We start from the raw sequence: 14,808 nt of genomic DNA, 5'->3' as shown, positions 1-14,808 counted from the left end.
ACCCCAAATAGTGTTCAAGTAAAAGAGTAAAACGCGTTAAAAATCAAATCCATTTAAAGCTCTATATACAAACGCATATAGTGCCGAAAATAACATTAGTGCACAAAACACAGAGTAAGCTTTTAAAATTGTAACCAAAATTACTGGTTTGCAATTTTCGAACGCCTGCTCATATATATTTCTTATGTTCGTAATTGTTCCCATTATAGTGTTCTTCTATGGTTAAATCATAGCTATAAAGGTTAAATCATAAATGGTAAAATAAGTTTGGGACTTCTTCAAAGTTACAAAAATATAGGTTTGGTAATAGACATCTTTGGGTTAAAAGACCTAAAAATTCGATTAACCTTGATTTTTATACTTCTGTATGGCTTCTTTTATTTTTTCAATTCTGTTTTCTGGGTCAGGATGAGTGCTTTGAAACTCTGGTTGTCGGTTAGGTCCGCCTGCGGCTTTTAAGATTTCCATTACCTTTATCATTTCATAAGGGTCATATCCCGATTGTATCATAAAAAGGACGCCTAATTCGTCACTTTCTAATTCATCGCCTCTACCGTTAGTGAGCAGCGTACTTTGGCCAATGCTACCAACTATACTTCCCATGTCTCCTGCGCCAACGGTAGCTCCCATTGTCGCTGTTTGCCATGTTTGGCTATCTGCAATTCTTTCCGCGGAATGTCTTCCGATTACATGGCCAATTTCATGACCTAGAACACCTGCTAATTGTGCTTCATTTAATTGAGAAAAAAGTGCATATGTTATAAAACATTGTCCTCCAGGTAGCGCAAATGCATTTATTGTTTGGTCATCTGCAAGTAAATGAAAATCATATTTATAAGGGGTTTCGCGAGCAATACTATTTTGGACTAATTTGTTACCTACAGATTCAACAAAAGCTTGTAAGCGTTGATCCGGATATAGACCGCCATGTTGTTGAGCCATTTCAGGTGCACTTTGTAATCCAATGGCAATTTCTTGTTCAGACGACATTGTAATATGTTGAGAACGACCTGTGTATGGGTTTACTTCCGTATTATTACATTTTTGTATAAATGCAAAAGCAACTATGGCTAAGCCTATAAATATTCTAATTTTCCAACTTCCTCTTCTCATGGTAATGTGTTCTAATACGAGTTTCTAAGGTACAAATTGCTTATAATAGGTTTCGGTTTATATCTAAAATATTATTTTGAATATATGACCTTAAAAAACCCATTGTGAAATGTTCAGCCCCTTCATAATCTTCACGAAGTAAGAGTGATGCAATATTTTTACTTCGAAATTGCTCTAACATGGGTATTGAAAGTGGGGCATAGCTGTAATGCCAAGGTTCATATTTAAAACCTCTTCTTTTTGAGTCGTTGGTATACACTAAATAAAAACCATAAGTTTCTGAATTTTCGTCCATCCAATTTTTAAAATCCACATAGGGTCCTTCGCCTTCATATTTATGGGGGACTAGAACATCGCCATCTACTTTTCTATAACCATCAACGACATCAATATCCGTACCCCAATGATGTCTGCTTGTGCCCGGTATGGTAGAATATTCAATAATTTTATCAATAGCATCTAAAGGGTTCATTTCATCGTCTACGGTATAAGTTAGATATTTACGTTCAAAAATTGCTCTTTGCCGATCGTAATTTCTAAAACTAGAAACAATTTTAAGATCAATACCATCATTATATGCTGCCTTTTTCATCTCTAAGAATGCATCATGAGCTTCTTTTCTTAAATTAATATCTTTTCCAAACAGTTCGATATCTTCTTTGCCCATTAGTTCTGTAATGGTATAATCATTATCTTCTTGAAAAAAGATTGAAGGGGTAAGGCCTATAGCTATGGCTGCTGCACTACTTTTATTTATAAAGGTTCTTCTTTGCATAATTGTTTTGCTATGGTGATTACAAATATGATGCCTTTTTATAAACAAACATGTTGTTGAAAAATGGGACATCATTCTATGTCTAGTAAAAGTAATAAATCTTACTCTTAAAAGTTATAAATCAATTTTTATCGTAAGTAGTAAGGTATAAATATCCCTGATGTTTAATGTCTAAGTCGTTCAGGGTAATTATGTAGTAATAAATACCAGAGGAAAGTCCTGTGTTTTTGGATATTACCCCGCTAACGTTAGAAATTCCATTAAACTCGTTATAGTAATTTTTCTTGGAGAACACCATTATTCCATACCTGTTAAAAATTTGTAAGGTATTATTTAGTGAATTTTCAACACCTTCAATCACTAGGAAATCATTAATTCCATCACCATTGGGCGTCATGTAATAATTCGCTAACGTAATATTCTCTAAAGTTTCAAGAATATCAGAATTTCCGCCAATGGTTATAATTTCATAATCATTGGGAATAAATTCTTCAGATGTAATTGCGCCATTGCTGAAATCTCCTTCAATATTCGTACTTCCTAAATTCACCCATTCTTTATTAATTACATTCCAACCAACAACCTTTAAATCTGTAATAAAGTCTCCTAAAAGATTGGTGTTACTTTGTTCGTTCCATGTTAAGGTAACCTTAGAAGGAATGCTGCTTTCTAAATGCCAAAATTCATATTCACTAACTGACAAAAATTCATTTTCTTTTATGGCCGTATTAAAACTAGCTCTAAATACACTAGGGGTGGAAGGATCTTCAAAATAGTATGCAGATTTTGCATAATCGTTAGAGCGTACAGATGCTATACTCAAAGGACGTATTTTGCCATTTTGCCCAATTGGAAATGTAAACTCTGTTTTTTTACTTATTGCTGCATAACCATCTACTTTTGTATTATCGCCTTCGCCAATGTAAAAAGAATCATTTAAGAAATTGATGTTTACTTCGGATGAAGCTCTAGACGTAACTATATTGCCAGATATTAAATTGGCATTATTTAAAACACCAACTGTATTATCTACGTAAAAGTCATTATCTACAGCTACCTCAAAGTCATAAAAGACTGGGTTAGATTTTCCGGAAATTGTTATTGGCTTGTCTATAGAATAAAAACCTACTAAACCTCTATTCTGATTAAATGCACCGTTATTAATGACATCCATATGAAAACCAACAATACCCGAATTGTGAACTTGTATATTGCCGTAATTATGTACCGCATCTTGTGCGGTCATATTTTTACCAATCAATAAAATTAGTACCAAGAAAAAAATACGTGTTGTTTTTAACATTATTTATAAGCTTGATAAAGTACTACTAAATTATCGGCATGACTTCCTACGGTTAAGGTGAACCCATTGGTGTTAAAGCTATTTAATGATGCGGATGTAATTCCTAGTTTATCTCCATTTTGATTACTGTACCGAATCGCAATACACGCATTACTAGAGGAGAATCTAGATATATCATTAATGGAATTTCCACTACCGCCAACGTAAATAACTTGTTGTGTAGTGGTGCCATTATCATTTCTAGCAAAACCGTTCATAGAGCCATATGTATTTGCAATACCTGAATCATTATTTCTAGTACCATTGTCAGAATCTATATTCAGCGCCTCAATATTTGCATGTGCCGTAAAACTAATTTGGGAAGGTTGAAATGGTATTCCGGTTACGTTTATAATGCCAGTCGATGTAATGGTTAAAACTCCCATATAAACATTTGGTTGACTATTGGATGCCCATGAAGTTCCATCAAAGACATAAATTTCTTTTACATCTGTATTATATACCATAGTCCCAATTTCAGCAGTAGTTACCGCATTGATTTCTGATGTGGTAGCATTGGTAAGTCCAAATAATAACCCAGGTTCTAACTGTGCATTGCTAACTGTAGTTACTACTAAAAATGATATTGTAAGTGCTATTTTTATATAATTCATTTTCTATAAATCTAAAACGGTGAACATAAATTCAGAATCAAAACGACTTCTATCAGTACCACCATTGTCATTGTCACCAATTATTACCTCAAAACTTGTTGCAGTTTGGTTGGAGTAGGAGATACCCGGATCATCATTACCGGCACCACCTCTACCAGGTTGGGTTAGCTGAATAATATAATTTGCATCTGAAACGGCTCCTGTAGGTAGTGTTACTCTATAATACCCTACGCTAATTCTTATTACGGAAACTCCTGATGTTGCTTTTGTTACGGTGCCAGTTGAACTAATTTTACCTATAGCTTTTATGGGACTAATATAAAAAGCACCTCCATTGGCACCTACAGAAATATTATTGTTAGTTTCGGTCCCTACGGTATTTGCAGTTTGGTTAGCACTAATTTCATTTGTATAGGTAATAAGTCCAGTTGTAGTATTTTGAGTTAAGTTCGTAGTTATATCAGCAGATTTGTTCTCCCAAACAACGCTTCCAGAACTATTAGTTGTCAATACTTGGTTAATGCTTCCAGGCTGAATTTTTATAGGTGTTACATTGCCATTTAATAAATTTTCTGTTTCCACCGCGTCAACTTGAAGTTCGGATGTGCCAACTGCATTTGAATTAATTTCTGAAGCATTTACAGAATTCGGAGCAAGGTCGGATGCTGTAATTGAATTATCTGCAATTTTACCTCCTGCACCACCAATTATAGCGCCATCAGCTATGATAGTTGCGTTAATAGGTCCGGTAACATCACCAGCTAAATTATTGACAGAGAATATGGTTGCACTTAATGTAAGTCCTGTTCCGGCAGTATATTGAGTATCGGTATCGGTGGTATGCGCACCGGTACTATAGTTATTGTTCGCGACAAAAGCGTCCACTTCCGCTTCGGAAAGTTGCGTGTTGGTATCCACGGTATGTGTTAAATCCGAGATTTGCGATTCGGTAATGGTCAAGGCAGCTTCATGTTGCGTAATGTTCGATTCCTGTACACGGGCATCATCAAGAACGCCGGAGGTCAGGTCCGCCGCATCGGTGGTATGCGCACCGGTACTATAGTTGTTGTTCGCGACAAAAGCGTCCACTTCCGCTTCGGAAAGTTGTGTGTTGGTATCCACGGTATGTGTTAAATCCGAGATCTGCGATTCGGTAATGGTCAAAGCAGCTTCATGTTGCGTAATGTTCGATTCCTGTACACGGGCATCATCAAGAACACCGGAGGTCAAGTCCGCCGCATCGGTGGTATGCGCTCCGGTACTATAGTTGTTGTTCGCGACAAAAGCATCCACTTCCGCTTCGGACAATTGTGTGTTGGTATCCACGGTATGTGTTAAATCCGAGATCTGCGATTCCGTAATAGTTAATGCCGTTTGATGTTGGGTAACGTTCGATTCCTGTACACGGGCATCATCAAGAACGCCGGAGGTCAAGTCCGCCGCATCGGTGGTATGCGCACCGGTACTATAGTTATTGTTCGCGACAAAAGCGTCCACTTCCGCTTCGGAAAGTTGTGTGTTGGTATCTACGGTGTGAGTTAAATCCGAAATCTGCCATTCGGTAATGGTCAAGGCAGATTGATGTTGGGTAACGTTCGATTCCTGTACACGGGCATTATCAAGAACACCGGAGGTCAAGTCCGCCGCATCGGTGGTATGCGCACCGGTACTGTAGTTGTTATTGGCGACAAAAGCGTCCACTTCCGCTTCGGAAAGTTGTGTGTTCGTATCAACGGTATGGGTCAAATCCGAGATCTGAGATTCCGTAATAGTTAAAGCTGTTTGATGCTGTGTAACGTTCGATTCCTGTACACGGGCATCATCAAGAACACCGGAGGTCAAGTCCGTCGCATCGGTGGTATGCGCGCCGGTACTATAGTTGTTGTTCGCGACAAAAGCGTCCACTTCCGCTTCGGAAAGTTGCGTGTTCGTATCCACGGTATGGGCCAAATCCGAGATCTGCGATTCCGTAATGGTCAAAGCAGCTTGATGTTGGGTAACGTTCGATTCTTGCACACGAGAATCAGCTAAGACACCCGAGGTTAAATCTGCCGCATCGGTAGTGTGTGCACCTGTGCTGTAATTGTTGTTCGCGACAAAAGCGTCCACTTCCGCTTCGGTCAAATTCGTATCCACGGTATGGTTCAAATCCGAGATTTGCGATTCCGTAATAGTTAAAGCCGTTTGATGCTGTGTAACATTTGATTCCTGTACACGGGCATCATCAAGAACGCCGGAGGTCAAGTCCGCCGCGTCGGTAGTGTGTGCACCGGTACTATAGTTGTTATTGGCGACAAAAGCATCTACTTCCGCTTCGGAAAGTTGCGTGTTGGTATCCACGGTGTGGGTCAAATCCGAGATCTGAGATTCTGTAATGGTCAAAGCAGCTTCATGTTGGGTAACGTTCGATTCCTGTACACGGGCATCATCAAGAACCCCGGAGGTCAAGTCCGTCGCATCGGTAGTGTGTGCACCGGTACTGTAATTATTGTTTGCTACAAAAGCGTCCACTTCCGCTTCGGAAAGTTGTGTGTTCGTATCAACGGTATGGGTCAAATCCGAGATCTGAGATTCCGTAATAGTTAAAGCTGTTTGATGCTGTGTAACGTTCGATTCCTGTACACGGGCATCATCAAGAACGCCGGAGGTCAAGTCCGCCGCGTCGGTAGTGTGTGCACCGGTACTATAGTTGTTATTGGCGACAAAAGCATCTACTTCCGCTTCGGAAAGTTGCGTGTTGGTATCCACGGTGTGGGTCAAATCCGAGATCTGAGATTCTGTAATGGTCAAAGCAGCTTCATGTTGCGTGACGTTCGATTCCTGTACACGGGCATCATCAAGAACCCCGGAGGTCAAGTCCGTCGCATCGGTAGTGTGTGCACCGGTACTGTAATTATTGTTGGCTACAAAAGCGTCCACTTCCGCTTCGGAAAGTTGCGTGTCATCATCACCGTCATCCAATCCTGAAGGTCTATTGGTTAAACTTGTCCATTCGCCATCGAAATCATCACTTACATTAGCATCAAAACCAGATAAATCGATAATTGTTGAATTTGGGTCATTAGATAAGGTAAGTACTCCTGAAGAATAATCTAAAGTCTGAATTTCATTTTGGTCATCTGCATCTGCATCGTCAACATTGATTGTAATTGTATTACCATTATCAATACTAATATTTCCTGGGGAATTATCTGTCTGTAAATTTTGGTTGTCGGTACTTACTATTGAAATAATTGTTTCTATACCATTTTCATTAGTGTACGTATAGGTCCCATCACCATTATCGTCAAGAGTAGATATGGTTTGTGAAGCACCGTTAAATGTTATATTGTTTCCATTACCATCAGAAAGCGTAATGGTGCCATCGCCATTATCAAAAAAAGAAAAAGAGCTGGTATTATTTCCTTCACAAAGGTTAGACCAAATTAAACCATTGTAATAATGAATACACTGGGTGTCGGTATTATAGATGACTGCTCCGTTAAGTGGAGCAATAGCTAGCATTTGTATAGTAGTAAGCCTGGTCAGTACAAAAGCTTTGTCTGTACTTTCTAATTCTACAATAGAAGCGGAATCAATATTGTTAGGATTTTGCCCTATTTTAACTTGTGCATTTATGCAAAAAGAGGTTAGTAAAAAGAAAAGAACAAATTTTATTTTGTTAGACATATAAATTTAGGGGAATATGTTGATGTCTATAAAATTAGGAAGGTAATTGTAGGAATTAAAGATTATGTTGTGAAGCTAAGGTAAAGTGTTGGGAATGCTTGAAGTATGATATTTATAACGATGAAATAGGAATTTCATCGTTTACAAATACACTTTGTTTATGTAAGAATACGAATTGATAAAGAATAGCAAAAAACCAAAATTAATTATCGAGCCAAATATAAAAAGCCCTGAAAATTTAAATCTTCTTCAGGTATGTATATGATGTAGAAATAAACACCGGCAGGCAGACCATCTTCTTGATTCAATGGAATATTATTCAAATTAGAAAATCCTGTAAATTGGTTTGTATAATTTTCCATTTCAAATACTTTTAAGCCATATCGATCATATATTTGTACGGAATGGCTAGTGTATTCTTCCAATTCAGGAATGAAAAAGGAATCATTTATACCGTCATCATTAGCAGAAACTATATAATTATCTAGTATTAAAACCTCTTTGGATAAAGGTTCATAAGGTGTCTTTGATGCACCAAGGGTAATTATTTCATAATCATCTGGCACAAAAGAAATTGTACTTACAAAACCCTCGTTTAAAGTACCTACGGGAGCTCCGTTGGCAAGGCTAGTCCAACGTTGGGAATTTTTATTCCAGCCCACGGGAATAATGGTAGATGCATCTTCAGTTACATTTGCCATAGCACTACGTTGATTCCAGCTAAGGGTAACGTTCGAAGCAATGTTACCTTCTAGTTTCCAGAATTCCTTTACGCTAATATTTTCAACATCGATAGATTTTTCGGTAGTGTCAAAAGTAGTATTGAACGAAATTGGATTATTTGCATTTTCAAAGAAATAAGCACACTTGGCAAAAAGGTTCGTGCTTTCAGAATTAAGTATCAGCGGACGCATAAATTCACTATCGCCTATAGGAAAACCAAAATTTTGCTGATTAGTAATAGCGGCGTAGCCTTCAATTTTAGAAAAATCATTTTCGCCTGTGTAGAACGCATTACTTAAAAAATTATAATAAACACTAGATTGCGTTAAAGGCGCGTAAATATTGCCTACTATAAAATTGGTATTGTTGGTATTATCGATACCTAAAAACAATTCCAAATTATTATCTGTTGCAATTTCTAAATCATAGAATTGAGGTACACTAGTACCGGAAACAGCTAATGGCTGTGAGCCATAAAAACCGACTAAACCAAGGTTATTGTCTAAAGGGGCTTCATTAATAAGGTTAGTATGAAAACCAATGGCGCCACTTTCATGAATTCGTAAGTTACCATTGTTGTAAAGCGCAGATTGCGCGGAAACAAATGCCACGAATGTAAAGAAAAATAAAAATGAATAGTTCTTCATTAGTTATTCGATTTTTCTAGTAAAATGGTTTTAATTTCTTCCATTTGAGCTTTAAGGGCTTTTATTTCTGTTGACATGGTGTTATTTGAAGATTGCAGCTCTTTTATCTTTTTTTCTTGCGCTATAGTATGAAGAAATAATTCTTCTATTTTTTCGAGGTTGATTAACGCACCTTCAGTAAGATTCCAATTACCATTGTTATTAGCAACTTCTTCTGCTGATTTGACGCCAGGTAAATGGTGATTAGTTTTTAAATATGTCTCAATACTTTCTAATGATAAAAATTCATAATCAGATTTTAAAGTAGACTTGCCTAAGAAGTATTTTTGGAAGACATAATCAGGGTAATTTGCTGTAGCAGAAGTAAAACTAGCTGCAGTTACTATTCCATTAAAAATTGGATTGGGTTCAATTAAACTTGCAGGTATACTTCCTGTGGGGATTGTACCTGGATCTAGGCTTATAATAGTTCCAGTAATATTAATTCCATTAGTTCCAGTGTAGGTGTTTCCTGGTAGTGTAACCGTGTTGCCACCGCTAATAGATAAGTCGTTGCCAATCAAGTTAAGATTTTGAATTTCATTGGTAATACTCCCGTCTATTTCGGTGGTTAAAAATCCATTGTTAGAAACAAAAGCATCAACAGCTGTTTCATCAAGATTTGTGTCATTATCTATTCCGTCCTGAAATCCTACAGGGATGTTGGAAAGTGTGTTCCAGTCTGCGGAACTAGGAGCGGGAAGTGTAACCGTGTTGCCACCGCTAATAGATAAGTCGTTGCCAACCAAGTTAAGATTTTGAATTTCATTGGTAATACTCCCGTCTATTTCGGTGGTTAAAAATCCATTGTTAGAAACAAAAGCATCAACAGCTGTTTCATCAAGATTTGTGTCATTATCTATTCCGTCCTGAAATCCTACAGGGATGTTGGAAAGTGTGTTCCAGTCTGCGGAACTAGGAGCGGGAAGTGTAACCGTGTTGCCACCGCTAATAGATAAGTCGTTGCCAACCAAGTTAAGATTTTGAATTTCATTGGTAATACTCCCGTCTATTTCGGTGGTTAAAAATCCATTGTTAGAAACAAAAGCATCAACAGCTGTTTCATCAAGATTTGTGTCATTATCTATTCCGTCCTGAAATCCTACAGGGATGTTGGAAAGTGTATTCCAGTCTGCGGAGGTATTAGTTGGCGCATCAATCCAATCCGTTTGTGCCCCCGTTGAAGACAAGATTTGACCAGTAGTACCTGCTTCACCGTCTTTATCTAGCAATAAGTTGTTTAATTGTAGACTCTGGTAAACTATGACATTTGTATTGCCACCGTCTTCTTCTACCCTGAGTGCTTCAATCCCACCAACTGAAAAACCAATTTCATCCGCTGCTGGGCGATACATTCCTGTATTAATGTCATCACCTGTGCTAAAGGAATAAGCAGGTAATAGTGCTGTACCTTGTGACGAGTTATAGCCTTCAGATCGTATTTCTCCTGATACATGCAACTTATTCTGTGGATTGTTATTTCCGATTCCTATATTCCCAGAACCATCAAAATTCAAATCAAATCCAGCTAATTGATGTGTTCTATTAGCATCTAAAGTTAAATCAGCATTCGAAAAATTATTTCCTGCCGTCATACCATCAATTTCTGTTTGTAATTCTGTAATAGCAGCTTGTACATCAGTGCTAATGGTGTTTCCGGCTGGTGTAAAGGGTACATCGGCTGCATTTTGGTCATCTGTATCAATAGTGTGTGTTAAATCGGAGATTTGACTTTCTATAATGGTTAAGTTAGTATCATCAATATCAACAAGAATTTCATTGTTGACAGCATCCTCTGAAATAGTTATTTTATTAGAACCTGCATTTACACTTCTAAATTCAAGGTCAACACCATTTTTCTGAATAAAAGTTCCCACGCCAGCAGTACCTTGGTTTGAAGCTGTATTGGCTTCACCCGTAATAGTAATTCCGTCAATTTCGGTCTGTAACTCTGTAATGGCCGCTTGTACGTTGGTGCTAACAGTGTTACCGGCTGGTGTAAAAGGTACTTCCGATGCATTTTGGTTATCTAAATTATTGTTAGGCGCCCAAATAACATCCCCATTAATATCAGTGGTTAAAACTTCGCCGGCAGCTCCTTGTTCAATTTTATCTGGCGTAACATTATCATCGGCAATATCAGCCGTTGCAATGGTTTCATCAAAAATTTGTAACGATGTAATTCCTCCAGTTGGTACTTGTAGGGCTGTTGCCAATCCATCACCTACAATTGTAATTCCATCTGAAGTTACAGTGCCTGCCGTACCTGTCGGTAGATTGTCCCAAACGACATTTCCAGCTGCATTGGTTCTTAAGTATTGTCCCAATGTGGCACTTGGCTCAATTTTAAAACGATCTAAATTTGTTCCATCACCAGTAATAGTAATTCCGTCGACAAGTTCTGTAGAGCCACCAGTGCCAGTTGGTTCTGCTACCCAAGTTACAGCCCCAGCTACTGTACTCAAAAATTGTCCGTCAAGTCCGGGTTCAATTTTAATAGGGGTAACTGCAGCATTTTCAATGGTAACCTCACCAAGATTGTTCATGGTAGCATCCCCGCTAACCGAAACTTCTGCAGGCGCATTTGCTGCATTTCCCACCAGTATAAATCCATTGTTTAATGTAGTAATTCCTGCTAATCCACTTAAATCCGCTTGGTTGTTAGGGGTGCCAGGGGTCGTAAGTGTTAAAATGTTTGTGGCATTATTAAAAGCTAAATCTTGTAACTCGTTTTGGCTGTTTCTGTCCCCATCATTATAATATGCACCACCATCATTGGCGCTTTGAATAATAGCGTTGTTTGGATCTGCACTTACAATGGTTTGGGCCGAACCCCCTACCACATTGTCCACATAAACTTTAACGGCGTTCTGGGTTGGATAAAGCACTGTAGAATTTCCTAAAGTAACATTGTTAGATTTGTTGGCTAGGTCTTCTTTTAACGCTAACCCTGTTGTTAAGGCTGCGTCGGTAGCAAAAACACCAAGGTCTGCCGTTGTTGGATTTCCTCCTTCAATAGTAATGGTTAGTTGTTCATTTGCTAACGTAGCTGTTTCTAAATTTTGGTTGTCGGACCCAGAATTGGCATAAATACTTAAATCAATAGGAGTACCGCCTTCTTCTAGACTAAGTATATTATTGTTCAAAGTTAGTTGCTGGTCGTCTGATCCTATTAATCCACTTAAATCAACCGAAGCACCTATAGGATTAGCCGATTTACTAATACTTAATGTGTTGGTTAACTTAGTAAAACTTAAGTCTATTAGTTCGTTAGTGTCGTCAGTATCTTCGTCCGCAACAATGTGTGCTGTAATTAAAGAGTTGTTATTGGATATATTTTGTTGCACCCCTTCGCTTATTTGTAAGGGGCTTGCTGGTGTGCCGTTACCGGATATAGTAAATTCATCCCCTAATGCACCTTGTAGATTTCCGGTAGCTTCCCATTGAACAATGCCATTTTCATCCGTTGTTAAAACCTGTCCGGGTATAAAATTGGCCATATCCGAAGGGGCAATACTACCATCTCTAATTTCATCGGAACCTACTGCATTGGACCTAATTTCACTAGAACCTACAGATTCAGCAGCTAATTTACTTTGACCGATGGAGTTATCTTGAATGTCATCTGGGCCAATACCACCATCAACAATATTATCGCCTAGAATACCATTTTTCGCAATTTCTAAATTATAGCCTGCTGCAGTTGGCGTAATTTCAATAGTTACTCTATTATTAACGATAGGATCGTTAGTAATATTGAAGTCAACCGCGTCACAAAGATTTACCCATTGTGTACCGTCATAATAATTTATACACTCAGTATCAATATTGTAAACCATACCACCGCGCTGTGGGGTAATGGCTTCCATTTCAAGGGTAGTAACACGTGTAATGACAAAAACCTTTGTATTGCTTTCTAATTCTAAAATTGAGGCAGCATCTATGTTTTGTGGATTGTCACCTATTTTAATTTGCCCAAAAACCGATGAAATGGTGAGCATGGCAAACAGAATAAATAAAATTATGGCTTTCATACTAAGCGTTTTAACACCATTTAAAATGATGGAAAACAAAAATAGTATTATCTTCTAATCTAGCTTTATTTATAAGTTGAAATAGTATGGTATTAGGTTAAAGAACATTAAACTTCGCTGAATGGCCATTTTATTGAAGCAAAATAGTGTTTATGGAGAATGAACTTTGTCCTAAGAAATTAACAAAAGTTTATTGACACGTTTTTTTTTATCGTTTAAACATATCTTTACTTTATATTCTGAAGACTCGGTAAAATGGGTTTTCATAACTCAATACAAAATAAATGACCAAAATAGTATTTTATTTAATAGCCCTATTTACTGTATTTACAGGAGTTTCTCAAGATGATGATAGAAGACCCTTAATGGGATCTGTTATTTACATGAATGTTGCTGTGCCTAACGAGAATGTTATTAACTCTACTTCTGAAAGAGCAACAATTACAAACGACCAAGGTAGGTTTAAGATTAATGTAAAAGTGGGAGATGAATTAGTATTTACTGCAGTTAATTACAATATAAAAGTGGTAACCATAACCGAAGAAATTTTGGCAAATAACCGTTTGGTGGTAGAGGTTAAGGAAAAAGTAACCGAGTTAGATGAAGTGGTGATAACACCAGAACAGCAAGAGCGTTTTTTGAAATTAAAAAACGAAGAATTTAAAACTTATGATTACGAGATTGATCGTAGTACAGAGGTAGAAAACATAGCGTTATCCCAATCGGAAAGGGGAATGCAAGATGGGTTGAATTTTGTAAATATATTCAGGGCAATATTTAAATCTCAAAATGAAGCCGACGAATCTGGTCCCAAGTTAAAAGTAAGTGATGTTTTAAGACAAGTATACGATGATTCGTTTTTTGTTCTTGATCTTAATATTCCACAAGATAGAATAGACGAGTTTTTAATATATTGTGATACTAGAATGCCTACCCAGTCATTGTTGAGGAAAGAAAATGAATTTCAACTCATTGATGCGCTGGTAAATAACAGTAAAACATTTCTTAAAGGAATAGATGAGGAGTAGTTTCCTACTAATTTTTTTATTAATGAGTGCTGTTTCGGTAGCTCAAATTGGTAAATCTAAAAATTTAGAAGGTAAAGTATATAGTGATGATGGTGATGTCGCTGCAACACATGTACTTAATTTAACAACCAAACGAGCGACAATTACCGATGTAAATGGTTTTTTTACTATTACGGTGAATATGTTGGATACCTTAGAGTTTTCCGCAATTCAATACAAGAAAAAAATTGTAGTGGTGTCAACAGCTATTTTAGAAAGTAAATTCATTTCTGTTGGTTTAGAAGATGCGTTGAACGAATTGGACGAGGTTACCGTAACGCCATATAACCTTAGTGGAAATTTATTAAAGGATTTACCTACTTTAGAATTAGACCCAATTGTTACTGCATCTACCTTGGGTTTGCCAAACGCTTATGTAAAAATTCCGACCAAAGCAGAGAGGGAGCTGAGTGCTGCCACTGCTAATCCTATAATGAGTTTTGACCCCTTATTAAATGCACTATCGGGTAGAACTAAAATGCTTAAAAAACGTGTAGAAAGAAATAAACTATATGATAGAACAGAGCGTATACGCAATTTTTATGCAGATAGTATTTTTCAAAAACAATTAAAAATACCCATTGAAAAAATAGATGATTTTTTATATTTCTGTGAAGTGGACGCCAAGTTTCAGCGTATTGTCGATACCCATGATCAAATTGAAATTTGGGAGTATATGAGAAACAGGAGCGTACTATATAGAGAAAACAATTCTCTAGATTAGTATTTTATGTATTTGGCATATGGTTTGTTAGAAAGTAAATAATCTCGGGACAAGTCCACGG

Annotated in this window: 10 protein-coding genes; 2 read left to right on the top strand and 8 right to left on the bottom strand. The window is 37.3% G+C overall.

Annotation, left to right across the window (positions count from 1 at the left end):
• Positions 1-36 precede the first annotated feature (36 nt).
• The 8 genes from BTR34_RS19205 to BTR34_RS03800 all read right to left on the bottom strand — a co-directional run bounded on the left by BTR34_RS19205 (position 37) and on the right by BTR34_RS03800 (position 12,956).
• Complete coding sequence (locus tag BTR34_RS19205) at positions 37-204, bottom strand: DUF6747 family protein (RefSeq protein ID WP_317039567.1); 168 nt, start codon at positions 202-204, stop codon at positions 37-39.
• Positions 205-342: 138 nt separating this feature from the next.
• The gene (locus BTR34_RS03830) at positions 343-1,113 is read right to left on the bottom strand and encodes a M48 family metalloprotease (protein WP_068482374.1); all 771 of its coding nucleotides are present in this window, start codon (positions 1,111-1,113) and stop codon (positions 343-345) included.
• 40 nt (positions 1,114-1,153) lie between these two features.
• Positions 1,154-1,888: a M15 family metallopeptidase gene (locus BTR34_RS03825; RefSeq protein WP_068482377.1), complete on the bottom strand. Its 735-nt coding sequence runs from the start codon at positions 1,886-1,888 to the stop codon at positions 1,154-1,156.
• A 121-nt stretch (positions 1,889-2,009) separates the two neighbouring features.
• Positions 2,010-3,191, bottom strand: coding sequence for a gliding motility-associated C-terminal domain-containing protein (locus BTR34_RS03820; protein WP_082960113.1), 1,182 nt, complete (start codon positions 3,189-3,191; stop codon positions 2,010-2,012).
• Positions 3,191-3,844, bottom strand: coding sequence for a hypothetical protein (locus BTR34_RS03815; protein WP_068482380.1), 654 nt, complete (start codon positions 3,842-3,844; stop codon positions 3,191-3,193). The genes BTR34_RS03820 and BTR34_RS03815 overlap by 1 nt, the downstream gene beginning before the upstream one ends.
• Positions 3,845-3,847: 3 nt before the next feature.
• The gene (locus BTR34_RS03810; RefSeq protein ID WP_074472098.1) at positions 3,848-7,513 is read right to left on the bottom strand and encodes a beta strand repeat-containing protein; all 3,666 of its coding nucleotides are present in this window, start codon (positions 7,511-7,513) and stop codon (positions 3,848-3,850) included.
• A gap of 206 nt (positions 7,514-7,719) precedes the next feature.
• Positions 7,720-8,883: a gliding motility-associated C-terminal domain-containing protein gene (locus BTR34_RS03805; RefSeq protein ID WP_068485158.1), complete on the bottom strand. Its 1,164-nt coding sequence runs from the start codon at positions 8,881-8,883 to the stop codon at positions 7,720-7,722.
• The gene (locus BTR34_RS03800; protein WP_074472097.1) at positions 8,883-12,956 is read right to left on the bottom strand and encodes a CCDC90 family protein; all 4,074 of its coding nucleotides are present in this window, start codon (positions 12,954-12,956) and stop codon (positions 8,883-8,885) included. Before BTR34_RS03800 ends, BTR34_RS03805 begins: the two co-directional genes overlap by 1 nt.
• A gap of 284 nt (positions 12,957-13,240) precedes the next feature.
• Here BTR34_RS03800 and BTR34_RS03795 point away from each other — a divergent pair, with 284 nt between their 5' ends.
• Together BTR34_RS03795 and BTR34_RS03790 are read left to right on the top strand one after the other, a co-directional pair.
• Complete coding sequence (locus BTR34_RS03795) at positions 13,241-13,984, top strand: peptidase associated/transthyretin-like domain-containing protein (RefSeq protein ID WP_068485124.1); 744 nt, start codon at positions 13,241-13,243, stop codon at positions 13,982-13,984.
• Positions 13,974-14,747: a hypothetical protein gene (locus tag BTR34_RS03790; RefSeq protein WP_068485123.1), complete on the top strand. Its 774-nt coding sequence runs from the start codon at positions 13,974-13,976 to the stop codon at positions 14,745-14,747. Before BTR34_RS03795 ends, BTR34_RS03790 begins: the two co-directional genes overlap by 11 nt.
• Positions 14,748-14,808 lie beyond the last annotated feature (61 nt).

Source organism: Maribacter hydrothermalis, assembly GCF_001913155.1.
In the GTDB taxonomy this organism is placed as follows: domain Bacteria; phylum Bacteroidota; class Bacteroidia; order Flavobacteriales; family Flavobacteriaceae; genus Maribacter; species Maribacter hydrothermalis.
Note: the sequence above shows the minus strand (reverse complement) of the source record. Positions and strands in the feature narration are given on the sequence as shown.